22 protein-coding genes are annotated in these 23,785 nt (G+C 72.4%); 17 read left to right on the top strand and 5 right to left on the bottom strand.

From position 1 onward, the window contains the following. Window positions 1–14 precede the first annotated feature (14 nt). Both ENE75_RS13650 and ENE75_RS13645 read right to left on the bottom strand, forming a co-directional pair. On the bottom strand, window positions 15–1,184 hold the full coding sequence (locus ENE75_RS13650) for an acyl-CoA dehydrogenase family protein (protein ID WP_199232298.1): 1,170 nt from the start codon (window positions 1,182–1,184) through the stop codon (window positions 15–17). After that, the gene (locus ENE75_RS13645) at window positions 1,181–2,050 is read right to left on the bottom strand and encodes an HTD2 family dehydratase (RefSeq protein ID WP_233259075.1); all 870 of its coding nucleotides are present in this window, start codon (window positions 2,048–2,050) and stop codon (window positions 1,181–1,183) included. The genes ENE75_RS13650 and ENE75_RS13645 overlap by 4 nt, the downstream gene beginning before the upstream one ends. Window positions 2,051–2,218: 168 nt before the next feature. On the opposite strand from ENE75_RS13645, the gene ENE75_RS13640 reads away from it, so the two are divergent. The 3 genes from ENE75_RS13640 (at window position 2,219) to acnB (ending at window position 5,538) form a co-directional block, all read left to right on the top strand. Then, the gene (locus ENE75_RS13640; protein WP_128198876.1) at window positions 2,219–2,476 is read left to right on the top strand and encodes an AbrB/MazE/SpoVT family DNA-binding domain-containing protein; all 258 of its coding nucleotides are present in this window, start codon (window positions 2,219–2,221) and stop codon (window positions 2,474–2,476) included. Continuing rightward, window positions 2,473–2,874, top strand: a complete 402-nt coding sequence (locus ENE75_RS13635) for a type II toxin-antitoxin system VapC family toxin (protein WP_128198875.1) — start codon at window positions 2,473–2,475, stop codon at window positions 2,872–2,874. The genes ENE75_RS13640 and ENE75_RS13635 overlap by 4 nt, the downstream gene beginning before the upstream one ends. A 72-nt stretch (window positions 2,875–2,946) precedes the next feature. Next, window positions 2,947–5,538, top strand: coding sequence for a bifunctional aconitate hydratase 2/2-methylisocitrate dehydratase (gene acnB, locus ENE75_RS13630; protein ID WP_128198874.1), 2,592 nt, complete (start codon window positions 2,947–2,949; stop codon window positions 5,536–5,538). A 66-nt stretch (window positions 5,539–5,604) separates the two neighbouring features. Here the strand turns inward: acnB and ENE75_RS13625 are convergent, their stop codons facing one another. Continuing rightward, window positions 5,605–7,461, bottom strand: coding sequence for a serine hydrolase domain-containing protein (locus ENE75_RS13625; RefSeq protein ID WP_128198873.1), 1,857 nt, complete (start codon window positions 7,459–7,461; stop codon window positions 5,605–5,607). Window positions 7,462–7,752: 291 nt separating this feature from the next. Between ENE75_RS13625 and ENE75_RS13620 the strand changes: the two genes are divergently transcribed. The 7 genes from ENE75_RS13620 to ENE75_RS13590 all read left to right on the top strand — a co-directional run bounded on the left by ENE75_RS13620 (window position 7,753) and on the right by ENE75_RS13590 (window position 14,780). Then, on the top strand, window positions 7,753–8,151 hold the full coding sequence (locus ENE75_RS13620) for a hypothetical protein (protein ID WP_128198872.1): 399 nt from the start codon (window positions 7,753–7,755) through the stop codon (window positions 8,149–8,151). After that, window positions 8,151–9,005 (top strand): GNAT family N-acetyltransferase, encoded by an 855-nt coding sequence (locus tag ENE75_RS13615; RefSeq protein WP_128198871.1) that lies wholly within the window; start codon window positions 8,151–8,153, stop codon window positions 9,003–9,005. Before ENE75_RS13620 ends, ENE75_RS13615 begins: the two co-directional genes overlap by 1 nt. Window positions 9,006–9,015: 10 nt before the next feature. Then, window positions 9,016–9,954 (top strand): toll/interleukin-1 receptor domain-containing protein, encoded by a 939-nt coding sequence (locus ENE75_RS13610; RefSeq protein WP_128198870.1) that lies wholly within the window; start codon window positions 9,016–9,018, stop codon window positions 9,952–9,954. Window positions 9,955–9,988: 34 nt separating this feature from the next. Next, complete coding sequence (locus tag ENE75_RS13605; RefSeq protein ID WP_128198869.1) at window positions 9,989–10,657, top strand: response regulator transcription factor; 669 nt, start codon at window positions 9,989–9,991, stop codon at window positions 10,655–10,657. 28 nt (window positions 10,658–10,685) lie between these two features. Continuing rightward, a complete protein-coding gene (locus ENE75_RS25715) occupies window positions 10,686–12,041 on the top strand; it encodes an ATP-binding protein (RefSeq protein WP_310733633.1) in 1,356 nt (451 codons plus the stop codon). Between the two features lie 94 nt (window positions 12,042–12,135). Then, window positions 12,136–13,632, top strand: a complete 1,497-nt coding sequence (locus ENE75_RS13595; RefSeq protein WP_128198868.1) for a DegQ family serine endoprotease — start codon at window positions 12,136–12,138, stop codon at window positions 13,630–13,632. 44 nt (window positions 13,633–13,676) lie between these two features. Then, on the top strand, window positions 13,677–14,780 hold the full coding sequence (locus tag ENE75_RS13590; protein ID WP_128198867.1) for a hypothetical protein: 1,104 nt from the start codon (window positions 13,677–13,679) through the stop codon (window positions 14,778–14,780). Window positions 14,781–14,783: 3 nt separating this feature from the next. Here ENE75_RS13590 and ENE75_RS13585 read toward each other — a convergent pair whose 3' ends face one another. Then, window positions 14,784–15,233 carry a DUF2721 domain-containing protein gene (locus ENE75_RS13585; protein ID WP_128198866.1) on the bottom strand — a complete coding sequence of 150 codons (450 nt, stop codon included), beginning with the start codon at window positions 15,231–15,233 and terminating at the stop codon, window positions 14,784–14,786. Between the two features lie 164 nt (window positions 15,234–15,397). On the opposite strand from ENE75_RS13585, the gene ENE75_RS13580 reads away from it, so the two are divergent. From ENE75_RS13580 to ENE75_RS13560, 5 genes are all read left to right on the top strand, one after another. Continuing rightward, a complete protein-coding gene (locus tag ENE75_RS13580) occupies window positions 15,398–15,715 on the top strand; it encodes a c-type cytochrome (RefSeq protein WP_128198865.1) in 318 nt (105 codons plus the stop codon). A gap of 12 nt (window positions 15,716–15,727) precedes the next feature. Beyond that, a complete protein-coding gene (locus ENE75_RS13575; protein WP_128198864.1) occupies window positions 15,728–16,975 on the top strand; it encodes an FAD-dependent oxidoreductase in 1,248 nt (415 codons plus the stop codon). Between the two features lie 120 nt (window positions 16,976–17,095). Then, window positions 17,096–17,311: a hypothetical protein gene (locus tag ENE75_RS13570; protein WP_128198863.1), complete on the top strand. Its 216-nt coding sequence runs from the start codon at window positions 17,096–17,098 to the stop codon at window positions 17,309–17,311. A gap of 11 nt (window positions 17,312–17,322) precedes the next feature. Continuing rightward, a complete protein-coding gene (locus ENE75_RS13565) occupies window positions 17,323–18,045 on the top strand; it encodes a ribonuclease activity regulator RraA (RefSeq protein ID WP_128198862.1) in 723 nt (240 codons plus the stop codon). A gap of 172 nt (window positions 18,046–18,217) precedes the next feature. Continuing rightward, window positions 18,218–19,378: an HDOD domain-containing protein gene (locus tag ENE75_RS13560; RefSeq protein ID WP_158288943.1), complete on the top strand. Its 1,161-nt coding sequence runs from the start codon at window positions 18,218–18,220 to the stop codon at window positions 19,376–19,378. A gap of 447 nt (window positions 19,379–19,825) precedes the next feature. On the opposite strand, the gene ENE75_RS13555 is transcribed toward ENE75_RS13560, so the two are convergent. Then, window positions 19,826–20,302 carry a hypothetical protein gene (locus ENE75_RS13555; protein ID WP_128198860.1) on the bottom strand — a complete coding sequence of 159 codons (477 nt, stop codon included), beginning with the start codon at window positions 20,300–20,302 and terminating at the stop codon, window positions 19,826–19,828. A 30-nt stretch (window positions 20,303–20,332) separates the two neighbouring features. On the opposite strand from ENE75_RS13555, the gene acnA reads away from it, so the two are divergent. After that, entirely contained in the window at window positions 20,333–22,996 is a 2,664-nt protein-coding gene (gene acnA, locus ENE75_RS13550; protein ID WP_128198859.1) for an aconitate hydratase AcnA, read from the top strand. Window positions 22,997–23,070: 74 nt separating this feature from the next. Further along, window positions 23,071–23,643, top strand: coding sequence for a mechanosensitive ion channel family protein (locus ENE75_RS13545; protein WP_128198858.1), 573 nt, complete (start codon window positions 23,071–23,073; stop codon window positions 23,641–23,643). Window positions 23,644–23,785: the final 142 nt, after the last annotated feature.

Raw genomic sequence — 23,785 nt, 5'->3', positions numbered from 1 at the left:
GCCGCGCCGCGCCGTCAGAAGCTGCGCGGCAGGCCCAGCAGGTGCTCGGCCACGTGGCTGAGGATCAGGTTGGTGGAGATCGGCGCCACCTGGTAGAGCCGCGTCTCGCGGAACTTGCGCTCCACGTCGTATTCGCTGGCGAAGCCGAAGCCGCCGTGGAACTGGATCGCGGCATTGGCCGCCTCCCAGCTGGCCTTGGCCGCCAGGTACTTGGCCATGTTGGCCTGCGCGCCGCAGGGGGCGTGGGCGTCGAACAGGCGGCAGGCTTCCCAGCGCATCCCGTTGGCCGCCTCGAGCTCGATGTGCGCCTCGGCGATCGGGAACTGCACGCCCTGGTTCTGGCCGATGGGGCGGCCGAAGACCACGCGCTCCTTCGCATACGCGGTGACCTTGTCGACGAACCAGAAGCCGTCGCCGATGCACTCGGCCGCGATCAGCGTGCGCTCGGCGTTCAGGCCATCGAGGATGTAGCGGAAGCCCTGCCCCTCCTCGCCGATCAGGTGCTCGTGCGGGATCTCCAGATCCTCGAAGAACAGCTCGTTCGTCTCGTGGTTGACCATGTTCGGGATCGGCCGCACCGTCAGCCCGCGCCCGATGGCCTCGCGCAGGTCGACGACGAAGATCGACAGGCCTTCGCTCTTGCGCTTCACCTCGGCCAGCGGCGTGGTGCGCGCCAGCAGGATCATCAGGTCGGAGTGCTGCACGCGGCTGGTCCAGACCTTCTGCCCGTTGACCATCCAGCGGTCGCCCTGCCGGACGGCGGTGGTCCGGATCTTCGTGGTGTCGGTGCCGGTCGTCGGCTCGGTCACCGCCATGCTCTGCAGGCGTAACTCGCCGCGTGCGATGGCCGGCAGCCAGCGCTGTTTCTGTGCGGCGCTGCCATGGCGCAGCAGCGTGCCCATGTTGTACATCTGGCCGTGGCAGGCACCGGCATTGCCGCCGCTGCGGTTGATCTCCTCCAGGATCACGCTGGCCTCGCCCAGGCCCAGGCCGCTGCCGCCGTACTCTTGCGGGATCAGCGCCGCCAGCCAGCCGGCACGCGTGAGCGCGTCGACGAAGGCCTCGGGATAGACGCGCCGGGCGTCCACGTCACGGTGGTAGTCGGGCGGGAAGCGGGCGCACAACGCACGCACCGCCTCGCGGATCTCGGGGTGGCGTTCGTCACCGGCGCGCGGGATGTTCATGCCGTCTCCGCCTCGGCGCGCATCGTCAGCCAGCCCTCGTGGTCCTGCGCCCAGAGCTCGAAACGCCCGTCGCCGTCGTCACGGCCGTGGACGGAGAACGGGTGGATGTCGAAGGTGGGGCGCACGGCGGTGAAGTCGAATCGCCGCAGCTGCAGGCCCGGCCGTTCGCGCCGCAGCAGGTCCACCAGCAGCGTGGCGATCAGCGGGCCGTGGACCACCAGCCCCGGGTAGCCCTCCTGCTGCTGGCAGTAGGGGCGGTCGTAGTGGATGCGGTGACCGTTGAAGGTGAGCGCGCTGTAGCGGAACAGCAGCACCGGGTCGGGCACGATGCGGCGCGAGAAGCCGGCGCCGGCCGGCGCCGGCTGCGGCGCCGGCGCGGGCGCGTCGGCGCGCGGCGCCTCGCGGTAGACGATGTCGTGCTCCTCGGTCAGTGCCAGCCCGGCGGCGGTGCTGAACTCGTGGCGCACGGTCACGAACACCAGCGGGCCGCTGCGGCCGGTCTTGGCGTCCACCCGCGTGATGCACGAGTGCCGTGTGATCGCATCGCCCACGCGCAGCGGCCGCTCGAGGCGCAGCCGCCCGCCGGCCCACATGCGGCGCGGCAACGGCACCGGCGGCAGGAAGCCACCGCGGCGCGGGTGGCCGTCGTCGCCGAGGTCGTGCTGAGGCGCCACCGGCAGCGTGTACAGCCAGTGGCCCAGCGGCGGCACCTCGGTGCCCGGGCCGGGCGGCGGGTCGTCGCGGTCCAGCGTCGCGGCCAGGCCGGCCAGCGGCGCGGCGGTGACCGTGTCGTGCCGGGTCTCGCGGCGGCCCAGCCAATGGGCCCAGTCCTGCAGGGCGGAGGGGGTGTCTGCGGGTGTCGTCACAGCCGCGACGGTAGCGTGACTTTCGCGGCATCGCTGCCGTCCGTCGCACCCGCTGACCGACCCAACCCTAGGGTCAACCCTTGAATCAGACGACTTCGGTATGTAGAATTCATGCATACCAAGCCGTACCGACACCCTGCCGGACGGCTGTCGCCACAGGAGCCGCCGATGGAAGCCACTGTCGCCGAACGTGGGCAGATCACGCTGCCCAAGGCCGTGCGGGACGCCCTGGGCCTCACCAAGGGCACCAAGCTCAAGGTCGAGCTCGAAGGCGGGCGCATCGTGCTGCGCAAGGACGTGGACGATGCGCTGTCGCGGCTGCGCGGCCGCTTCAAGCTGGCCGAAGGCTTCAGCAGCACCGACGAGTTGATGCGCGAGATCCGTGGCCATGCGCCGGGCGACCCCTACCTGCCGCCCGAGGAATGATCGCCACCGACTCCTCCGTGCTGGTCGACCTGATCGCCGGCGGCCCGCACAGCGACGCCGCCACCGACGCGATCCGGGCTGCGCTGCGCGCCGGGCCGGTGGTGCTGTGCGAGGTGGCATTGGCCGAGCTCTGCACGTCGCTGCAGGGCGGCTCCCAGGTGCTCGAACACTTGGAGGACGTGGGCATCGTCTACAGCGCCATGGAACCCAAGGCGGCGCTGCGGGCCGGCGAGATGCAGCGCCGCTACCGGCAGCGCGGTGGCAACCGCAGCCGCACCGTGGCCGACTTCCTGATCGGCGCCCACGCCATGATGCAATGCCACGCGCTGATCACGCGCGACGCCGGCTTCTACCGCGACTATTTCAAGGGCCTGAAGGTCATCGTGCCCCAAGCGTGATGAAAGCCTGAGCCTGCACACTGTCCAACCCCCTCTCCCCCGCATCTGCCGAAGATTTCCCTGGAGCCCACCATGCTGCAAGCCTACCGCCAACATGCCGCCGAACGCGCCGCGCTCGGCATCCCGCCGCTGCCGCTCGACGCCAAGCAGGTCGCCGAACTGATTGAGCTCATCAAGGCCCCGCCGGCCGGTGAAGAGGCCTTCCTGATGGACCTGCTGACCCACCGCGTGCCGCCGGGCGTGGACGACGCGGCCAAGGTCAAGGCCAGCTTCCTGGCCGCCGTGGCGCATGGCGACCTGAGCGTCGGCCTGGTCAGCAAGGCCAAGGCCACCGAACTGCTGGGCACCATGGTGGGCGGCTACAACGTGCACCCGCTGATCGAACTGCTCGACGATGCGGACGTCGCACCCCTCGCCGCCGAGGGCCTGAAGAAGACCCTGCTGATGTTCGACTTCTTCAACGACGTCGCCGCCAAGGCCAAGGCCGGCAACGCCAAGGCCAAGGAAGTGATGCAGAGCTGGGCCGACGCCGAGTGGTTCACCAGCCGCCCGGAGGTGCCGAAGTCGATCACCGTCACCGTCTTCAAGGTGCCCGGCGAGACCAACACCGACGACCTCAGCCCCGCGCCCGACGCCTGGAGCCGCCCGGACATCCCGCTGCACTACCTGGCGATGCTGAAGAACACGCGGCCCGACGCGGCGTTCAAGCCCGAGGAGGACGGCAAGCGCGGCCCGATGCAGTTCATCGAGGACCTGAAGCAGAAGGGCCACCTGGTGGCCTACGTGGGCGACGTGGTGGGCACCGGCTCCAGCCGCAAGAGCGCCACCAACAGCGTCATCTGGGCCACCGGCCAGGACATCCCCTTCGTGCCCAACAAGCGCTTCGGCGGCGTCACGCTGGGCGGCAAGATCGCGCCGATCTTCTTCAACACGCAGGAAGACTCCGGCGCGCTGCCCATCGAGGTGGACGTCTCCAAGCTCGAGATGGGTGACGTGATCGAGGTGCTGCCGTACGACGGCAAGATCACGAAGAATGGCGCCACCGTCGCCGAGTTCAGCCTGAAGAGCGACGTGATCCTCGACGAGGTGCGCGCCGGCGGCCGCATCAACCTGATCATCGGCCGCAGCCTGACGGCCAAGGCGCGCGAGGCCCTGGGCCTGCCGGCGAGCACGCTGTTCCGTCTGCCGCAGCCCCCCGCGGCCACGACCGCCGGCTTCACGCTGGCGCAGAAGATGGTGGGCCGCGCCTGCGGCCTGCCCGAGGGCCAGGGCGTGCGCCCGGGCACCTACTGCGAGCCGCGCATGACCACCGTGGGCAGCCAGGACACCACCGGCCCGATGACGCGCGACGAGCTGAAGGACCTGGCCTGCCTGGGCTTCAGCGCCGACCTGGTGATGCAGAGCTTCTGCCACACCGCGGCCTACCCGAAGCCGGTGGACGTGAAGACGCACCGCGAGCTGCCGGCCTTCATCAGCAACCGCGGCGGCGTGGCGCTGCGCCCGGGTGACGGCGTCATCCACAGCTGGCTGAACCGCCTGCTGCTGCCCGACACCGTCGGAACTGGAGGCGACAGCCACACGCGCTTCCCCATCGGCATCAGCTTCCCGGCCGGTTCCGGCCTGGTGGCCTTCGGTGCGGCCACCGGCGTGATGCCGCTGGACATGCCCGAGAGCGTGCTCGTGCGCTTCAAGGGCACGATGCAGCCGGGCGTGACGCTGCGCGACCTGGTGCACGCCATCCCGTACGCCGCCATCAAGGCGGGGCTTCTCACGGTGGCCAAGGCCGGCAAGAAGAACATCTTCAGTGGCCGCATCCTCGAGATCGAGGGCCTGCCGGACCTGAAGGTGGAACAGGCCTTCGAGCTCAGTGACGCGAGTGCCGAGCGCAGCGCCGCCGGCTGCACGATCAAGCTCAACCAGGAACCGATCATCGAGTACCTGAAGAGCAACGTCGTGCTGATGAAGAACATGATCGCCGACGGCTACGAGGACGCGAAGACGCTGGCCCGCCGCATCGAGAAGGTCGAGGCCTGGCTGGCCAAGCCCGAGCTGCTGGAGGCCGACAAGGACGCCGAGTACGCCGCTGTCATCGAGATCGACCTGAACGAGCTCAAGGAGCCGGTGCTCTGCTGCCCCAACGACCCGGACGACGCCAAGCTGCTGAGTGACGTGGCCGGCACCAAGATCGACGAGGCCTTCATCGGCAGCTGCATGACCAACATCGGCCACTTCCGCGCCGCGGCCAAGCTGCTGGGCGGCCAGCGCGACATCCCGGTCAAGCTGTGGGTGGCCCCGCCGACCAAGATGGACCAGAGCGAGCTGATCAAGGAAGGCCACTACGCGGCCTTCGGCACCGCCGGTGCGCGCACCGAGATGCCCGGCTGCAGCCTGTGCATGGGCAACCAGGCCCAGGTGCGCGAAGGCGCTACCGTCGTGTCGACCAGCACGCGCAACTTCCCCAACCGCCTGGGCAAGAACACCAACGTGTTCCTGGCCTCCGCGGAACTGGCGGCCATCGCGAGCAAGCTGGGCAAGCTGCCCACCGTGGCCGAGTACCAGGAAGCCATGGGCATCATCAACAAGGATGCCGCCGACACCTACCGCTACATGAACTTCGATCAGATCGAGGAGTACGCGGAGGTGGCCAAGGGCGTGACGGTCTGATCCTGGAGCCCTGAACGAGACGGCCCGCTTCGGCGGGCCGATTTGCGTTCTGTTCGCGGGGTCCGCTCACGCATCCCACAGGCGGATGCCGATCCAGCCATGCACCGCCAGCCAGGCCAGCACCACGCCGGCCATCGCCAGGTGCAACAGGGCCAGTGTGCGTGCCGCACGGCCCAGGGGCGCGGCGCGGTGGCGCCACAGCGCGCTGGCGGCCACGCCCAGCACCACCGGCGCGGCACAGGAGGCCGCCTGGATCGCCCGACTCCAGGGGTTGGGCCGCCCCAGGAGCATGAAGTCACCGGTGGACAGCAGGGTCAGCACCCCGAGCGGCACCGCCACGGCCCCCGCCAGGGCCGCCATCGGCCACAGGCGTGGAGCGGCGCCGCCAACCCGCGACAGGTGGCCCCGCCAGGCCGCCCACGCCCAGAAGGGCAGCGCCAGCAGGCCAGCCAGCAGCACCGCCAGCGTCAGGACGATGCCGGCGACCTTGGTCCACCGCTCAGCATCGCCGACGCGCCGCTTCGCGCCGTCGTGGCCGTGCAGTTCCACGCCGTTCGGGCTCTCGATGAACAGCAGCGCCGGCGCCGCCGCGCCCGGTCGCTGGAAGCGCCCTTGCCCGACGTGAAGCCAGCGCTCGCCCTGGTACATCAGCTCGTCGCCGTCGAAACGCGCCCCGTCCCACTGGGTCAGGCCGATCACGGCACGCAGCAGTTCCTGGCGCGGCGTGGCGCTCTGGTACTGGCCGGCCCAGCGCTCGCGCTGGGACGGGTCCAACGGCACGGCCTGCGGTGCGGGCGGCGGCAGGTCGCGCTCGAGGTAGCCGCGGACCAGCCGGCCGAGGTCCAGCACCGCCTCGGACACCTGGTTGGCCATGATCACGTAGCCCGCACCCAGCGCCGGGGCGTAGGCGAAGCGGGCCACGAAGCCGTCAATGCTGCCGTCGTGGCCGAGGAAGACGGCGCGGCCGTTCGGATCGGCGCGCAGCGCCAGGCCCCAGCCAATGGGCACGCCCCGGCGCGCCGCGGCCGAGGTGTCTGGGCGCTCCATGCGTTCGACCGAGGCCGGCGACAGCAGCCGCTGCCCGTTCAACTCACCGCGGCCGAGGAACATCAGCGGCAGCCGCGCCAGGTCGCGCGCCGTGAGGCTGATCGAGCCGCTGGGCCGCCCCGGCGTCTCGACATAGGGCTCCGGCGTGCGCCCGTCGGCCTGGTAGCTGGTGGCCAGACGGCGTGCCTGCGCCGGGTCGCGCACCCAGCGCGCCGAGTCCATGCGCAGCGGGCCGGTGACGCGCTGTGCCATGTAGGCCTCGAACGGCTGGCCGCCTCGCCGCTCGATCACCCGACCGGCGACGATGGGGCCGGCGTTGCTGTAGGCCGTGCCGTCGCCCGGGCGCCAGCGCGCGCGGTAGGGACCGAACAGGTCGACCGCGCGCGCCAGCGGGATGTCGGCCCCTTCGATCAGGTAGTGGTGGAAACGGATGTCGTCCAGGCCCGCCGTGTGCTCCAGCAGGTGCGCCAGCCGGATGGGGCGGGCCGGATCGGCGATGCGCTCGACCGCCCACTCCGGCAGCAGCCCGGACATCGGGCTGTCCAGGGCCAGCTGGCCACCCTCCACCAGCTGCATGACGGCCACCGCGGTGAAGGTCTTGCTGATCGAGCCGGCGCGGAACACCGTCTCCGCCGTCACGGCGCGGCCGCTGGCGATGTCCGCCTGCCCCAGGTCCAGGGCCAGCACCACCTGCCCGCCTTCGATGACGACCACGCTCGCCCCGGGCACACCGGTGCGGCGCAGGCCCTCGGTCACGGCCTGCTCCAGGGCCGGCAGGGACACCACGGGGGGCTCGGCGGGGCCGCGTGCGGCCGACAGCGGCCAGACCGCCAAGGCCAGCACCGTGCCGAGTGACGCCGCGATGGGACCACGCATCCCCGCATGCTAGGCGGGCACACCGGCCGGCGACGACGACGCACGACGAACCGTGTCCAGGGGCCGACCGGCTGCAGCGGGGGCCGACCCGTGCGGCGCGCAGGCCACGCGGTGCACGCCCTGTTGGGCCGCTGCGGAGGCCGGTGCGTCGTCCATGGCACGGGTCCTCGAGAGCGGCGGAGCCGGAGGAGGAGGAACCACCTGACCCCGCCCGACACCGGGCAATCCGCCATGCCGGCCGCGCGGTGTCGGCCTACGATGGACCCACAAGAACCGCTGAAGGAGACCGCCATGCGCCTGCCCCTGGCCGGCCTGGTGTTCGGCGTGGCCACGGGCCTGGCCTCGTTGCCGTCGGGAGCCGCGCCGCCGGACCTCGAACTGCCCAGTTGCGTGGCGGGCAGCCCGCCGCTGCGGGTGCCGGCCACCACCGCCCGCGCCGTGCTGGATGCCGCCGACAGCCGCCTCTTCGACACCGCGGCCCAGTCGCGCTACCCGCTGTACCGGCGAGGCGGTGGCGTGCCGGCCCAGGTGGTGCTGCTGCACCGCGGTGGCCAGTGGCAGTACCTCACGCTGTGGGCCGACGGCGCCAACGGCCTGTGCCTGGCGGCCACCTTCGCCGCCGACCGCTTCGACTTCACGCCCGCGTGGCTGGCCAGGTACCGGCCCCGCCCGGGCGACACCGACGACTGATGCCGTCACGCCACCCCGGGCCCTACCTGGTCCCCGCCGACACCGTCCAGCCCGCGGCCCTGCACGCGGCCTTCACCGCGGCCTTCGCCGACTACGTGGCCGGCCCGTTCAAGCTCGCCGCGTCGCATTGGCCTTCCTTCCTGGCCCGCCAGGGGGTGGCGCTGTCCCTGAGCCGTGTCACCCTCGGCGCAGACGGCCAGCCGAGGGCCTTTGCCCTCGTGGCCGAGCGTCCGCGGCGCCGCCGCTGGCGCCTGGCCACCATGGGCGCCGTACCCGCGGCACGCGGCCAGGGCGACGCGCCGGCGCTGTTGCACGACCTCGCCGCCCGAGCCAGCGCTGCCGGGCAGCGTGGCCTGGAACTGGAGGTCTTCGCGCAGAACCCGCGCGCGGTGCGCCTGTACGAACGGCTGGGCTTCGTGCATGTGACCGACCTGCATGGCCACGACGCGCCACCCCTGGATGGCCCGCCGGCAGCAGCGCCGCCGGCCATGGGCCGCGCCGAGGCGCTGGCCTGGCTCGACGCGGCCGAGGGCAAGGGGCTCGACCTTCCGCTGCAGCTCAGCGCCAGGATGCTGGCCGCCGCCGCCGGCTGGTCGGCATGGCAGCGGGGCCACGCGTTGCTGGTGCACGGCGACGGGCCGGACGGCCGGCGCCTCATCCGCTGCCTGGTCGACAACTCCCCGGAGCAGACCGACGCCGAGGCTCTGGCCCGCATGCTGCGTGCCGCGCATCCGGCACAGGCCGTTTCCATACCGCCACTGCTGCCCGACGCTCTGGGCGGCCAGGCGTTGCAGCGTGCCGGCTTCATGCGCCAGCCGCTGCACCAGTGGTGGATGCACTGCCCGTTGCCCTAGGGAACCCCCGATGAGCCGACCTGCGCGCGTCTTCCTGTCCTACCGTCGCGATGACGTGGCCGGCTACGCAGGCCGCCTGGAAGACGCACTGGAACAGCGCCTGGGCCGCGGCACAGCCTTCCGCGACCTCGACGACATCGCCCCCGGGGCCGACTTCGTGAGCGAGATCCGCGCCCAGCTGGCGCAAGCGCGCGCGGTGGTGGTGCTGATCGGCCCGCGCTGGGCCGGCGACGGCGCGGGCGCCCATGGGGCGCGGCGCATCGACGACCCGGCCGACTTCGTGCACATCGAGGTACTCGAGGCCCTGGCCAGCGGCGTGCCGGTGGTGCCCGTGCTGCTGCCCAGCGCCACGATGCCGACGGCCGACGCGCTGCCCGCACCACTGGCTGCGCTGGCGCGCCGCAACGCGATGACGCTGGGCGACGTGCACTGGGACGCCGACGTCGACCGCCTCGTCGCCGCGCTGGGCCTGGCCCCGGCACGGCGGGCCGTCTGGCCGTGGGCGCTGGGTGGGGCCGTGGCGGCGGCCCTGGCGGTGGGGCTCTGGTGCCGCTGGGGCACGGGCTCGGGCGCCCCCGACGACGCAGCCCTGGCGGCGCGCCTGGCCGGCGTCTGGCAGGCCGAGGTCACCTACGACTGGGGCGATCGCCACCCGGAACGCTTCGAGTTCCGCCGCCATGCCGGCCAGTGGGCCGGCACCGCCAGCTTCCTGCGCCACCCGCGTGCGATCGAGCAGCTGCGCTTCGACGGCAGCAACCTGCACTTCGAGACGCGCAGCGAGTCGTCGATGGGCAGCGAGACGCGGCGGCCCACGCAGCGTTACGCCGCCGAACTCGGCGCCGACGGCCGCACGCTGGACTTCCGGCTGGAGATCGATGGCGGCTTCGGCAGCCCGCGGCCGGTGACCTTCACGGCCCGGCGCGTGGACGAATCCCCGGCACCGCGCTGACCGCCGCGCCTTCGCCGGCGGCTACGATGCCGCCATGCGCATCCTGCTGGTGGAAGACGACGCCATGGTCGGCGAGAGCCTGCGGGCCGCGCTGCGCCAGCAGGGCTTTGCCGCCGACTGGGTGCGCGACGGCCGCGCCGCCGACGCCGCCCTGGCCAGCGAGCGCTTCGACGCCGTGCTGCTGGACCTGGGCCTGCCGCAGCGCGACGGCCTGACGGTGCTGCGCACGCTGCGCGGCCGCGGCGACGCCACGCCGGTGATCGTGCTCACCGCCCGCGACGCGCTGGCCGACAAGGTGGCCGGCCTCGACGCCGGCGCCGACGACTACCTGGTCAAGCCCTTCGAGCTCGACGAGCTGCTCGCCCGCCTGCGCGCCGCGCAGCGCCGCGCCGGCGGCCGCGCCACGCCGGTGCTGGTCGTGGCCGGCCTGCGCCTGGACCCAGCCACGCGCGAGGTCAGCCGCGACGGCCGCCCCATCCTGCTGTCGGCGCGCGAGTTCGCGCTGCTGCAGGCGCTGCTGGAGCGGCCGGGCGCCATCCTCTCGCGCGCCCAGCTCGAGGACCGGCTCTACGGCTGGGGCGAGGAGGTGGAGAGCAACGCGGTGAGCGTCTACGTGCACCAGCTGCGGCGCAAGATCGGCGACGACCTGCTACACACCGTGCGCGGCCTGGGTTACTACGCCGGGCCGGCCAAGCAGAGCTGACCGGGCTGCGCGGGCCGAGGACGGAACCTTGACGCTGCCCCTGGCCTCGCTGCGCACCCGCCTGTTCGCCTTCGTGGCCCTGCTGCTGCTGGCCGCGGCACTGGCGCTGGCCGGCGCCACCTACCGCAACGTGCGTGCGGAGGCCGACGCGCTGTTCGACTACCAGCTGCGCCAGATGGCGCTGAGCCTGCGCGACCAGGGCCGCATCGACCCGGACGCGCAGGCGGCGCTGGCCGACCCGGCGCTGGAGGTGGTGGTGCAGATCTGGTCGCTCGATGGGGTGGCCGTCTACAGCAGCGGGCCGCGCGTGACCCTGCCGCCGCGCACCGTGCTGGGCCATGCCGACGTGCAGGTGGCCGGCGCACCCTGGCGAGCCTACGGCGCGGCCACGCCGCTGCGCGTGATCCAGGTGGCGCAGCCGCTGGCGGTGCGCCGCCGCCTGGCCGAGGCCGCCGCCTGGCGCAGCGTGTGGCCGGTGGCCGCGGCCACGCCGCTGGTGGCGGCGGCGCTGTGGTGGCTGCTGGGCGTGTCGCTGGCGCCGCTGAACGCGGTGGTGCAAGCCGCCGGGGCGCGCCGGGCCGACGCGCTGGCGCCGCTGCCCGAAGCCGGCCTGCCGGCCGAACTGCGGCCGATGGTGCAGGCCTTCAACGCCCTGCTGGCGCGGCTGGGCGAGGCCTTTGCCGCCCAGCAGGCCTTCGTGGCCGACGCCGCCCATGAACTGCGCACGCCGCTGACGGCGCTGAAGCTGCAGGTGGACGTGCTGCGCGCCGCGGTGGACGACCCGGCCGAGCGCGAACAGGCGCTGCAGCGCCTGGGCGCCGGCGTGGACCGTGCCACGCGCCTGGTGCAGCAGCTGCTGGCGCTGGCGCGCAGCGAACCCGGCGCGGCCGGCGCGATGGCGCCGCTGGACCTGGCCGCGGTGGCCCGCGGCGCCGCCGACGATGCCGCCCCCCGCGTGCGCGCCACCGGGGCCATGCTGACGCTGCACCTGCCGCCCACGCTGCCGATGACCGGCGATGCCGAGGGCCTGCGCAGCGCCGTGCGCAACCTGCTGGAGAACGCGCTGAAGTACGGCGCCACGCCCGGCACTGCCCCGCAGGTGACGCTCGGCGCCACGGTCGACGGCGACGTGGCCGTGCTGCGCGTGGACGACCACGGCCCGGGCCTGCCGGCCGACCAGCGTAACGCCGTGTTCGAGCGCTTCCACCGCCTGCAGCCCGGCGGCGCCGACGGCAGCGGGCTGGGCCTGGCCATCGTGCGCGCGGTGGCGCTGCACCATGGCGGGCAGGTGCGGCTGGACGACGCACCAGGCAGCGGGCTGCGCGCCGAACTGCGGCTGCCGCTGACGCCGCCGCGCCCGCCAGTCGCCGCCTCGGCCGCCTAATTTCCGCTTCATCTTCGCCTCACGCAGCGCTCATGTGCGCGGCCCAGAGTGGCGCCATGGCCGATCCGGCCACGTCACACGCAAGGAGTCCCGCATGAACACCCTCCAACGCAACGGTATCGCTGCCGCGGCCGCCCTCGTCATCGCCGGCCTGGGCGCCAGCGCGGCGCAGGCCTGGTCCCTGCCCAGCTGGATGGGCCGAGGCTCGGCCACCACGTCCACGGTGGCGGTGGCCACGGCCACCCCGTCCCACACCGCGTCCGCCCTGCCCGCCGTCGCCGGCACCGCCGCGCCCGACTGGCGCGCCATCGTGCAGCGCGCCGGGCCGGCGGTGGTGGGCATCACGGTGAGCGGCCTGCGCGACGCGTCGATGCGCGACGGCCCGGCCATGCGCCCCGACGACCCGTTCTTCCGCTTCTTCCAGGGCATCCCCGGCTGGCGCATGCCCGACATGGGGCCCCGGTCCGAACAGCCGTTCCGCGGCCAGGGCTCGGGCTTCATCGTCAGCGCCGACGGCCTGGTGCTGACCAACGCCCACGTGGTGCGCGACGCGCAGCGCGTCACCGTCAAGCTGCAGGACCGGCGCGAGTTCGACGCCAAGGTGCTGGGCAGCGACCCGGCCACCGACATCGCGGTGCTGAAGATCGACGCCGCCGGCCTGCCGGTGGTGGCCCTGGGCGAGGCGCAGGACGTGCAGGTGGGCGACCGCGTGCTCGCCATCGGCGCGCCCTACGGCTTCGAGCAGACGGCCACCCAGGGCATCGTCAGCGCCAAGGGCCGTTCGCTGCCTGGCGACAGCTTCGTGCCCTTCCTTCAGACCGACGCGGCGGTGAACCCGGGCAACTCCGGCGGCCCGCTGTTCGACGCCGCCGGCCGCGTCGTGGGCATCAACGCGCAGATCTACTCGCCGAGCGGCGGCTTCGCCGGCCTCGCCTTCGCGATCCCGATCGACGTGGCGCTGAAGGTGCGCGACCAGATCGTGTCCACCGGCAAGGTCGAGCACGCCCGCCTGGGCGTGATGCTTCAGGACCTGTCGGCCCCGCTGGCCGAGTCCTTCGGCCTGAAGGCGCCCGACGGCGCGCTGGTCTCCCGCGTGGCCCCCGACACGGCGGCGGCGAAGGCCGAGCTGAAGGCGGGCGACGTGATCACCGCCATCGACGGCCAGCCGGTGCGCGTGGCCGGTGACCTGTCCTCGCGCATCGGCCTGGCCAAGCCGGGCGACCAGGTCGCGCTGACCGTGTGGCGCGACAAGGCCGCCCACGACGTCACGGTGCGCCTGGGCCGTGCCGACGTCGACCGGGCGACGCAGACCGCCGCCGCCGACGGCGAACGCCTGGGCCTGCAGGTGCGCCCGCTGGACCGCCAGGAACGGCGCGAGGCCGGTGTGGACCACGGCCTGGTGGTCGAGGGCGTGGGCGGCCCGGCGCAACTCGCCGGCATCCAGCCGGGCGACGTGCTGCTGGCCATCAACGGCCAACCGGTCAAGGGCGTGGAACAGGTGCGCGAGGTGCTCGCGAAGCATCCGAAGCACGTGGCGTTGCTGGTCTCGCGCGACGGGCAGCAGATCTTCGTGCCGGTGGACATCGGCTGATCCCCGCTTGAAGGCAGCGGCGCGGGCCGGCATGCTCGCGCCGCATGCCGCAACGCACGATCCCCGACCACATCGCGCTGGCGCCGATCGGCGAGCGCATCGACTGGGTCTTCGACCTCGCCCGCCGCCACGCCGAAACCTTCGCCAGCCCAGGCGCCTGGCTGGCCCGCCAGCGCCACCTGGCGCAGCACCCCACGGCGATCATGGTGCTCAAGTGCATGGACGGGCGCATCAACATCCCCGTGGCCACGCAGACGCCGCCGGGCATCATCCAGCCCTTCCGCAACCTGGGCGGCATCTTCGACCTCGGCTGGCCGCACCTGGGCGAGACGCTCGTGGCGCACGTGGACAAGGTGGTCGCCGCCGGCCGCGCCGGGCTGGTGATGATCACCTACCACTTCTCGAAGGGTGACCCGGCACGCGGCTGCGCCGGCTTCCACTACCGCACCGACGACGCGCGCGCCCACACCTTCCAGATCCGCGAGCAGGTGCGTGCACTGTTCGGCGGCGGCAACGTGCCGACCATCTTCCCGCTGGTCTGCGGCTTCGAGACCGACGAGGACGCGCTGGTGCTGCACGGCGAGGACGGCGCCTCGCTGGCGCTGGCCGAACTGACGCCAGACGACGCTGCCGGCCTGCCGCAGCGCCTGGCCGCCCTGCTGCCCGGCATGCCCGCGGCCATGCGCGGCGACCTGCTGCCGCTGCTGCGCGGCAACCTGGCGCACATCGCCGAGACGCGGCAGCAGCGCGCCGCCGGCGCCCGCGCGCTGGACATCGAGCACCGCGAATGGATGCTCTGCGTGGGCCGCGGCTTCGACTGGCTGCACACGCCCAACCTGGCGCTCATCGTCGGCCCGTACAGCCCCAACCTCGAAGGCCCCATCCTGCAGGCCGCGGGCATCGTGCGCGCCAACATGGAGGCCGGCCGCATCCCCGACGACGGCTTCCTGCTGCTCACCTCGGTGCCGTACGAGCAGATCGGCGTCGACCGCGCCCGTGCGGTGCTGAAGTGCCGCTTCCTGGCCCGCTTCGCGGCCGACGCCATCCGCCGACACGACCCCGATCTGGCCCCGCGCATGACGCTGCGGCGCGCGGTGCTGAACTGGGAGACGCGGGCGATGGAAGCGTTGGGCGACGACGGACCCTGACCGTCAGCCTTCCGGGCGCGCGCCGACGATGCGGATCGTCGTCGCCAGGTGCACCTCGCGCAGGAAGTAGGCCAGGCCCACCACCAGCGCCACCGTGGCGCTGGTGAACAACAGACCCACCAGCCCGTGCAGCGGTGCGTCGAGGAAGGTCTCGAGGAACAGCGCCGCGATCACCATGCACACCAGCAGCGCCGCCAGCGTGCAGCCGGTGATGGCGGCGCTGGCCAGGTAGCGCCGGCGGTCCAGCCCCTGGATCTCCACCTGCAGCGCTGCCAGCAGCTCGGGGCTCACGGCGCCGGATTCGGTGAGTCGGCGGCCGCGGTCGATGATGCGGGCCAGCCGCCCGGCCATCACGTTGAGCATGCCGGCAATGCCGGTGAGCAGGAAGGCCGGGCCCAGTGCCAGCTGGATGGCCTGGGGCACGTCGTTGATGTTGAGGAAGGGGGTGGCCATGGGTAGTCGATCGGTGGCGGGTCGATGGTACGCCGGCACCACCAGACCTTGCGCCAACGCAAGGCTGGCCACCGTCGCACGCGCCGTCTTCAGCCGAGCTTCAGATCTCCGCCCAAGTGTGGCGCTGTCGCCGACCCGCCGGGTCGTCCCGCCAGGAGAACGCCATGTCGATCTGCAGAACCTCCCCACCCACTGCCCTGGCCGCGCTGTGCGTGGCCGCGGCCATGCTGCCGGCCACGGCTCTGGCGGCCAAGCCCCCCGCCGGCCGGCTGCTGGCGTCCAACTGCTACCAGTGCCACGGCACCAACGGCCGCGGCCCGGGCTTCGACGACATCGCCGGCAAGTCCGCGCGCGAGCTCTACAAGGACCTGAAGGAGTTCCAGTCGGGCGAGGAAGGCGACGGCCTGATGGCTGCGCACGCGCGCGGCTACACCGACGCGCAGCTGATGGCCATTGCGCGCTACCTGGCGCGCCAGCGCTGAAGGAGGACGACCATGCATCGCAGACAACTCCTGCGCGCCACCGGTGGCGCGCTGCTGGCCGCCAGCCTGGGCGTGGGCCGCGCCGCCACCGCCACCGCCAACGGCCGCGTGGTCGTCGTCGGCGGCGGCATGGCCGGCAACACGCTGGCCCGCTACCTCAAGCTGTGGGGCCGCCGCCGCGTCGACGTGACCCTGGTGGACCGTGCGCCGACCTACGTCTCCAACATCATGAGCAGCCTGGTGCTCACCGGCCAGCGCAGCCTGTCGAGCCTGACCTACTCGCGCAGTGCGCTGGCCGCGCTGGGCGTGAACCTGGTGGTCGACGAGGTGGTGGCGGTGGACGCGGCCGCGCCCAGCGTCACGCTGGCCGGCGGCGGCACGCTGCAGGCCGACCGCGTGGTGCTGGCCCCGGGCATCGCCTTCGAGCCGCCCCCGGGCTACGACGACAACCGCATGCCGCACGCCTGGCAGGCCGGGCCGCAGACCACGCTGCTGGCGCAGCATCTGGCCGCGCTTCCGGCCAGCGGCACGGTGGTGCTGACGATTCCACCCACGCCGTACCGCTGCCCGCCCGGCCCCTACGAACGCGCCTGCTTGCTGGCCGACTGGCTGCGCGCCAACAAGCCCGGCGCGCGGCTGCTGGTGCTGGACGCCAACCCGGACATCATCGTCGAGCAGGACAACTTCTCCGCCGCCTTCTACGGCCTGCACGCGGACGTGCTGGAGTACCGGCCCGGCGTCAGCATCGACAGCGTGGATGCGGCCGGCATGACGCTGCACACGAACCAGGGGCAGGTGACGGCCGATGTGGTCAACCTGATTCCGCGCCAGCGCGCCGGCCGCATCGTCACCGACGCCGGCCTGGCCACCGCGAATGGCGGGCGTTTCGCGCCGGTGGACGTGCTCAGCTACGCCAGCACCGCGGCACCGGCCGTGCACGTGATCGGCGACAGCAGCGCCACCACGCAGCCCAAGGCCGGCCACATCGGCAACCAGGAGGCCAAGGTCTGCGCCGATGCCTTGCTGCGTGCCTTCGGCGGCACGGCGCCCGACCCGGCGCCGGTGACCAACTCGGCCTGCTTCTCCACCATCACGATGACCCAGGCCTCGTGGCTGACCGCGGTGTTCCAGTACGACGCCGCCACCCGGGCGATGGCGGCGGTGCCGGCGTCGTCGGCCGCGTCGAACGGCTGGTCGCGCGGGAACTTCGAGGACATGGACACCTGGTTCCGCGCCCTGATGTCCGACAGCTTCGGCTGAGCCCGGACGCAGAACAGTCCCTGCGGACTGGTCTGCGCCTGGCGAAGCGGCCGAGCTCTGCGAGGCCGTGGGACAGCCGCGCCGGCGCAGCGGTTTGCGGCCCTGCCAGAATCAGGCCCCATGGTCGTCTTCTACTGGGTCATGGGCGTGCTGGTGGTCGGCAGCTTCGCGCCGTCGGTGCTCTACATCGTGCTCTACGCCGCCACCGGCGAGGAAGCCTGCGCGCGGCGGGCGAAACTGCTGTGGAACCTCACCGGCGTGTTCGCCATGCTGGGCACGAACATCCTGATCTGGGGCCACGTGCTGGTGGCCCTGTGGCGACTCTGGTTCGGATGAAAGGTCTGCGCATGAACACTGTCGACGTGCAACCCCTGTCGCCCACCATCGTCGGCGCGCTGCAGCACGTCTGCACCGCCACGCTCACCACCGTGCTGCTGAAGAAGGGCCTGCGCAACGTGTGGATGCGCGGCACGCGGCCGCTGGCGCCCGGCCAGGGCCGGCGGATCGGGCGCGCGTTCACGCTGCGCTTCGTGCCGGCGCGCGAGGACCTGGCCACGCCGGCGTCCTGGGGCAGCCCCATCTCCACCCGCGCGGCCATCGAGGCCATGCCACCGGGCGTGATCGCCGTGGTCGGCGCCATGGGCGTCACCGATGCCGGCATCTTCGGCGACATCCTGTGCGCACGCATGGCGCGGCGCGAGGTCGCCGGCCTCGTCACCGACGGCGTGGTGCGCGACATCCCCGGCGTGCTGGCCTCGCGCCTGCCGGTGTGGTGCCAGGGCACGGCCGCGCCACCGTCGGTGGCCGGTCTGACCTTCGTCGGCTGGCAGGAGCCGGTGGGCTGCGGTGGCGTGGCCGTCTTCCCCAACGACGTGGTGGTGGCCGACGACGACGGCGCCGTGCTGATCCCGGCGGCGTTGCTGGAGACCGTGGTGGACGAGGCCGTGGAGCAGGAGCGACTGGAGGCCTGGATCATGCAGGAGGTGCAGGCCGGCGCCGAGCTGCCGGGCCTGTACCCGCCCAACGAGGCCCACCGCACGCGCTACGAGGCCTGGAAGCGGCAGCGATGAGGGTCGACGCAACATGACGGGCCTGTGGTCGCGACTGTTCGGCCGGGGGTCGGCGGCGCCCGGTGATGCTCCGGCCACGCGCCGGGTGCCTGCGACGGCACCCCCGTCCACAAGGGCTGCGGCGGCGCCGGCTGGCGACGCGACCGGGCTCACGGGTGCGCAGCGACCGCTGGTGTCGGCGAACGGCCGCATCGCCGGGTTCGAGTTCCGCCTGCCCACCCGGCCTGCACGCACCCAGGCCAGCGCCCGTGCCCGCCTTGCACCCATTTCCGGCCTGCTGGCCGCCATGCGCCTGAGCACCCAGGACGGCCGCGTCGCACTGTGCGAGCTGCCTGCGGCGAGGTTGGCCACGGCGCCGCTGGACGCACTGGCTCCACGCATGCTGTTCGCGCTGGTCGGCGACCTGCCGGCAGACGCCGACCCCGCTGCGCTGCGGGCTGCCTGGAAGGCCCGGGGTGTAGCCATTGGATGGCGTGACGACAGCCCGCCCCCCGCCCTGGCCGGCACCCGCCCGGACTTCCTGGTGCTGCCTGAGGCCCACGACCCGGTCGAACTCCTGAAGGCACTGCGCCTGGCGCGCACGCGCCATCCGAAGGTGCCACTGGTCGCGCTCGACGTGCCGGACCTGGGGGCCATGGAAGCCGTGCTCGCGGCCGGCATCGCCTACGCGGCCGGCCGGCTCGAAGGTGACAGGACACCGCAACCCGGCGGCGCGCTGCCGCCACAGGCCCGGCCCTTGCTGCAGCTGCTGGCAAGGCTGGCCGCCGATGCAGACACGGCGGAGGTCGTGGCCACCGTCAAGTCGGATGTCGCACTCAGCACACGACTGCTGGCACGCATCAACGCGGCAGCGATGGCGTCGACGCAGACCTTGGGGTCCATCGAACAGGCCGTGGCGCTGCTCGGGCGCAACGCCCTCTACGGGTCGGTCAGTCAGTTGCTGGTGCTGACGGCGCCGCCGTCACTCGCCATGCAGGCACTGCAGTCGATGACCCTCGCACGTGCCAGGCTCTTCGAGCGCCTGGCCCAGCAGCGGGGCGAACCCGTCCCTGGGGCCCTGTTCACACTGGGGCTGGCATCCATGTTGCCAGCGCTGCTCCGCGCCCCGATGGCCGACGTGCTCACAGCGATGCCGCTGCACCCGCAGGCCCGCCTCGCACTCGAGTCTCGTGGTGGTCCGTGGGCCGACTGGCTAAGCCTGGCCGAGCACCTGGACACCGGCGACCTGGCCAGTGCGGCGGACCTGGTCGAGCGCTTCGGCGGCATGGCAGTGGTGGCCGCGGCCATGGCCGAGGGCTGGTTGTTCGCCGTCCAGGGCCAGAGCACGCACTGAGCGCCTGTGAAGCCTGGCGCAGGCTCGCGCGCACCGGCCGGCGAAGTGCGGCCACGACCCTGGCCCGTTGCATGGCGAGGACGCGCCACGGCGCCCGTCCGGGCTGTAGGTCATCGGAATCCTCCGGCGATCAGCCAGTGACTCACCGCGCACCAGCCTACCCTCTGCCACCAGCGACGTCCCGAAGGACCGTATGGGGTATACGACTCAGAGGGTGAAAGGCCATCCGGCGTGCCCGAGCAGACGCGCCAGGTGGTCCGAATCCAGGCGCAAAGCACAGCCATGGCTCGCGCTATGGTGAGCATTTTCAACGACGAGTCGGTCCGCTTGGCGGGGATGAGGGGGCATGCGGGATGGCCTCTCACCCTCTCACGTCCTCGGCTTCGCTGTGCGGCACGCCGGGCAGGATTCACCAGGATCGCCAGGCGCTGGTCCATCGCAGTGGAGCTACGCGGGCCAGCGCATCAGCGCGGTCAGCAGGATCGCCGTGCCCAGCCCCAGGTTGAACGCCACCGCTGTGCGCACACGGGCCAGCGCAGCGGCGCCGGCAGGCCCGTTGCCCTGACCCACCGCGGCCACCAGCGCCCGGTACGGCACCAGCCGGATCCATGCGTACACCGCCAGCATCAGTGTGCCGCCGCCGGCCATCAGGTGCCAGTACAGCGGCAGCTGCAGGCTGCCCCCGCTGGCGGCCACCGCCTGCGCCGCCCGGCCGATCAGCAGCGCGCCGCTGAGCCAGGCCAGCGGCGCGGCCACGGTCACGGCACGGAAGAAGCGGCCCAGCACCGCCGTCATCAGCGCCAGCCGCTGCGGCGGCTCCAGCACCGCCAGCGACGGGCGCAGGAAGAAGTGGGCAAACACCATGCCGCCGATCCAGACGAACAACGACAACAGGTGCAGGGTCTTGAGCAGGGTCTCGGGCATGTGTCATTCTCACCGCCAAAGGAACCCGCCATGCACCCCTACCTCAAGACCCTGAAGCCGTTCTCCACCGCCTCCGGCCGCACGCTGAAGGCCTGGTCGCTGCCCGCGCTGGCGCGCCGGCACCCCAACATCAGGCGGCTGCCGCACGCGATGCGCATCGTGCTGGAGAGCGTGCTGCGCCACTGCGACGGGCAGCGCATCACCGCCGCCCACGTCGAGCAGGTGGCCAACTGGCAAGCCAACGCGCCGCGCACCGAGGAGATCCCGTTCGTGGTCTCTCGCGTGGTGCTGCAGGACTTCACCGGCGTGCCGCTGTTGGCCGACCTGGCCGCCATGCGCAGCGCGGCGCAGCGGCTGGGCAAGGCGCCCCGGCGCATCGAACCGCTGGTGCCTGTGGACCTGGTGGTGGACCACAGCGTGATGATCGACCACTTCGCCAGCAAGCGCGCGCTGGACCTGAACATGAAGCTGGAGTTCCAGCGCAACCGCGAGCGCTACCAGTTCATGAAGTGGGGCATGCAGGCCTTCGACACCTTCAAGGTCGTGCCGCCGGGCTTCGGCATCGTGCACCAGGTGAACCTGGAGTACCTGGCGCGCGGCGTGCACCGCACGAAGGACGGCGTGGCCTACCCGGACACCCTGGTGGGCACCGACAGCCACACGACGATGATCAACGGCATCGGCGTGGTGGGCTGGGGCGTGGGCGGCATCGAGGCCGAGGCCGCGATGCTGGGCCAGCCGGTGTACTTCCTGACGCCCGACGTGGTGGGGTTCGAACTCACAGGCCGCCTGCGTGAAGGCGTCACCGCCACCGACCTGGTGCTCACCGTCACCGAGATCCTGCGCCGCGAGAAGGTGGTGGGCGCCTTCGTGGAGTTCTGCGGCGAGGGCACGCGCTCGCTGGCCGTGCCCGACCGCGCCACCATCGCCAACATGGCGCCTGAGTACGGCGCCACGATGGGCTTCTTCCCCGTCGACGACAAAACGGTGGACTACTTCCGCGGCACCGGCCGCAGCACCCCGGAGGTGGAAGCCTTCGAGGCCTACTTCCGCGCCCAGGGCCTGTTCGGCGTGCCGGACGCGGCCGACGTGGACTACACGCGCGTGATCCGCCTGGACCTGGGCAGCGTGGCGCCCAGCCTGGCCGGGCCGAAGCGGCCGCAGGACCGCATCGAGATCGGGGACGTCAAGTCCGCCTTCGCCACGAACTTCGGCGAACGCGCGCAGGTGCCGGCGTCCCCGGTGCAGCATGGCGACGTGATGATCGCCGCCATCACCAGCTGCACCAACACCAGCAACCCGGGCGTGATGCTGGCCGCCGGCCTGCTGGCGAAGAAGGCCGTGGAAGCCGGGCTGAAGGTGGCGCCGCAGGTGAAGACCTCGCTGGCGCCGGGCTCGCGCATCGTCACCGAGTACCTGCAGCGCAGCGGCCTGCTGCCCTACCTGGAAAAGCTGGGCTTCAACGTCGCGGCCTACGGCTGCACCACCTGCATCGGCAATGCCGGCGACATCGCGCCCGAGTACAACGCCGCGATCACCGCGCACGACGTGGTGGGTGCGGCGGTGCTGTCGGGCAACCGCAACTTCGAGGCGCGCATCCACCCCAACCTGCGCGCCAACTTCCTCGCCAGCCCGCCGCTGGTGGTGGCCTACGCCATCGCAGGGCGCATGACGACGGACCTGATGACCGAGCCGGTGGGCACGGGCAAGCGCGGCAAGCCGGTGTACCTGGGCGACATCTGGCCGACGAGCGACGAGGTCCACGCGCTGATGAAGCAGGCCATGGACCCCAAGGCCTTCCGCAGCAACTACGCCCGCGTGGCCACCGAGCCGGGCGCGCTGTGGCAGAAGATCAAGGGCGTCACCGGCGAGGTCTACACCTGGCCCGACAGCACCTACATCGCCGAGCCACCGTTCTTCGACGGCTTTGCGCTGACGCCGCCGCCGGTGGTGCCCAGCGTGCACGGCGCGCGCATCATGGCGCTGTTCGGCGACAGCATCACCACCGACCACATCAGCCCCGCGGGCAGCTTCAAGTCGGCCACGCCGGCCGGGCAGTACCTGGTGTCCAGGGGCGTGCAGCCGCCGGACTTCAACAGCTATGGCGCGCGCCGCGGCAACCACGACGTGATGATGCGCGGCACCTTCGCCAACGTGCGCGTGAAGAACCTGATGCTGCCGCCCGGGCCGGACGGCCAGCCGGTGGAAGGCGGCTTCACCCGCTGGATGCTCGACGGGCCGGACCAGGGCAGCACGACCACGATCTTCGACGCCGCGATGCGCTACCAGGCCGCCGGTGTACCCACCGTGGTCTTCGCCGGCGAGGAGTACGGCACCGGCTCCAGCCGCGACTGGGCGGCCAAGGGCACGATGCTGCTGGGCATCAAGGCCGTGGTGGCCCGAAGCTTCGAGCGCATCCACCGCAGCAACCTGGTGGGCATGGGCGTGCTGCCGCTGCAGTTCAAGGCCGGCGACAGCTGGCAGGCGCTGGGCCTGACCGGCGAGGAGACCATCGCCATCCTGGTCGACCCGGCGCTGACGCCGCAGTCCGACGCCACGCTGGTGGTCACCACCGCCGACGGCAGCCGGCGCGAGCGGACCGTGACGCTGCGCGTGGACACGCCGGTGGAGGCCGACTACCTGCGCCACGGCGGCATCCTGCCGTTCGTGCTGCGGCAGCTGCTGGCGGACTGAGCAAGACCTTCTCGCCGCCCTGCATCACCGTGACGGCCTGCGCCGACGCGCCGGCCGCGGCATCATCCGGCCCCATGGACAAGTACCTGGACCTGATCGTGGCCCGCCTGCCCGCCTGGGCTGGCGACGGCGTCGAGACCCTGGTGGTCGGCACGCAGGTGATCGCCATCCTCCTGGCCGCCTGGCTGCTGATGCGCCTGGTGCGTGGCCTGCTGGCCAGGCTGGCCCGCGCGTACGCCCTGCCGGCCATGCTGGTGGTGGTGGCACGGCGCGTGATCGCGCTGGTGGTCTATCTCGGTGCGCTGCTGTGGTCGCTGGAACGCATGGGGGTGTCCAGCCACGTGCTGTGGACGGCCTTCACCGGCTTTGCCACCGTGGGTGCAGTGGCCTTCTTCGCCGCCTGGAGCGTGCTGTCCAACCTGTTCTGCACGCTGCTGATCTTCATCACCCGGGCCTTCCGCCCCGGCGATGTGGTGGAACTGCTGGAGACCGGCGACAAGCCGGGCTTCAAGGGCCGAGTGCACGACATCAACCTCGTCTACACCACCCTGGTGGAGACCGGGCCGGACGGGACGTTGACCCGCCTGCAACTGCCGAACAACCTGTTCTTCCAGCGGCCGCTGCGCCGGTGGGCGGACGAGGACTGACGGCACCGGCACGCCCTCCGCACAGGTCCGTGTGCACGCCCGCGCATTGGCGCTGGGCGGCCCGCCACCGTCGTTCGTCGTCGTAGAGTGCGCTTCATCGTATGTGGCCCACGGGCTGCGGGTCCGGCCTTCAGACTGGCGG

The organism is Rubrivivax albus (assembly GCF_004016515.1).
Classification (GTDB): domain Bacteria; phylum Pseudomonadota; class Gammaproteobacteria; order Burkholderiales; family Burkholderiaceae_C; genus Rubrivivax; species Rubrivivax albus.
The sequence above is the reverse complement of the archived record's forward strand: the minus strand, read 5'-3'. Positions and strand labels throughout refer to the sequence as shown.

Coding starts and splice junctions, on each gene's coding strand:
- ENE75_RS13620 (WP_128198872.1), top strand. CDS start 7,753: ATGCGCCTGCCCCTGGCCGGCCTGGTGTTCGGCGTGGCCACGGGCCTG.
- ENE75_RS13595 (WP_128198868.1), top strand. CDS start 12,136: ATGAACACCCTCCAACGCAACGGTATCGCTGCCGCGGCCGCCCTCGTC.
- ENE75_RS13585 (WP_128198866.1), bottom strand. CDS start 15,233: ATGGCCACCCCCTTCCTCAACATCAACGACGTGCCCCAGGCCATCCAG.
- ENE75_RS13650 (WP_199232298.1), bottom strand. CDS start 1,184: ATGAACATCCCGCGCGCCGGTGACGAACGCCACCCCGAGATCCGCGAG.
- ENE75_RS13610 (WP_128198870.1), top strand. CDS start 9,016: ATGAGCCGACCTGCGCGCGTCTTCCTGTCCTACCGTCGCGATGACGTG.
- ENE75_RS13565 (WP_128198862.1), top strand. CDS start 17,323: ATGAACACTGTCGACGTGCAACCCCTGTCGCCCACCATCGTCGGCGCG.
- ENE75_RS13590 (WP_128198867.1), top strand. CDS start 13,677: ATGCCGCAACGCACGATCCCCGACCACATCGCGCTGGCGCCGATCGGC.
- ENE75_RS13625 (WP_128198873.1), bottom strand. CDS start 7,461: ATGCGTGGTCCCATCGCGGCGTCACTCGGCACGGTGCTGGCCTTGGCG.
- ENE75_RS13545 (WP_128198858.1), top strand. CDS start 23,071: ATGGACAAGTACCTGGACCTGATCGTGGCCCGCCTGCCCGCCTGGGCT.
- ENE75_RS13635 (WP_128198875.1), top strand. CDS start 2,473: ATGATCGCCACCGACTCCTCCGTGCTGGTCGACCTGATCGCCGGCGGC.
- ENE75_RS13615 (WP_128198871.1), top strand. CDS start 8,151: ATGCCGTCACGCCACCCCGGGCCCTACCTGGTCCCCGCCGACACCGTC.
- ENE75_RS13570 (WP_128198863.1), top strand. CDS start 17,096: ATGGTCGTCTTCTACTGGGTCATGGGCGTGCTGGTGGTCGGCAGCTTC.
- ENE75_RS13555 (WP_128198860.1), bottom strand. CDS start 20,302: ATGCCCGAGACCCTGCTCAAGACCCTGCACCTGTTGTCGTTGTTCGTC.
- ENE75_RS13575 (WP_128198864.1), top strand. CDS start 15,728: ATGCATCGCAGACAACTCCTGCGCGCCACCGGTGGCGCGCTGCTGGCC.
- ENE75_RS13605 (WP_128198869.1), top strand. CDS start 9,989: ATGCGCATCCTGCTGGTGGAAGACGACGCCATGGTCGGCGAGAGCCTG.
- acnA (WP_128198859.1), top strand. CDS start 20,333: ATGCACCCCTACCTCAAGACCCTGAAGCCGTTCTCCACCGCCTCCGGC.
- ENE75_RS13580 (WP_128198865.1), top strand. CDS start 15,398: ATGTCGATCTGCAGAACCTCCCCACCCACTGCCCTGGCCGCGCTGTGC.
- acnB (WP_128198874.1), top strand. CDS start 2,947: ATGCTGCAAGCCTACCGCCAACATGCCGCCGAACGCGCCGCGCTCGGC.
- ENE75_RS13640 (WP_128198876.1), top strand. CDS start 2,219: ATGGAAGCCACTGTCGCCGAACGTGGGCAGATCACGCTGCCCAAGGCC.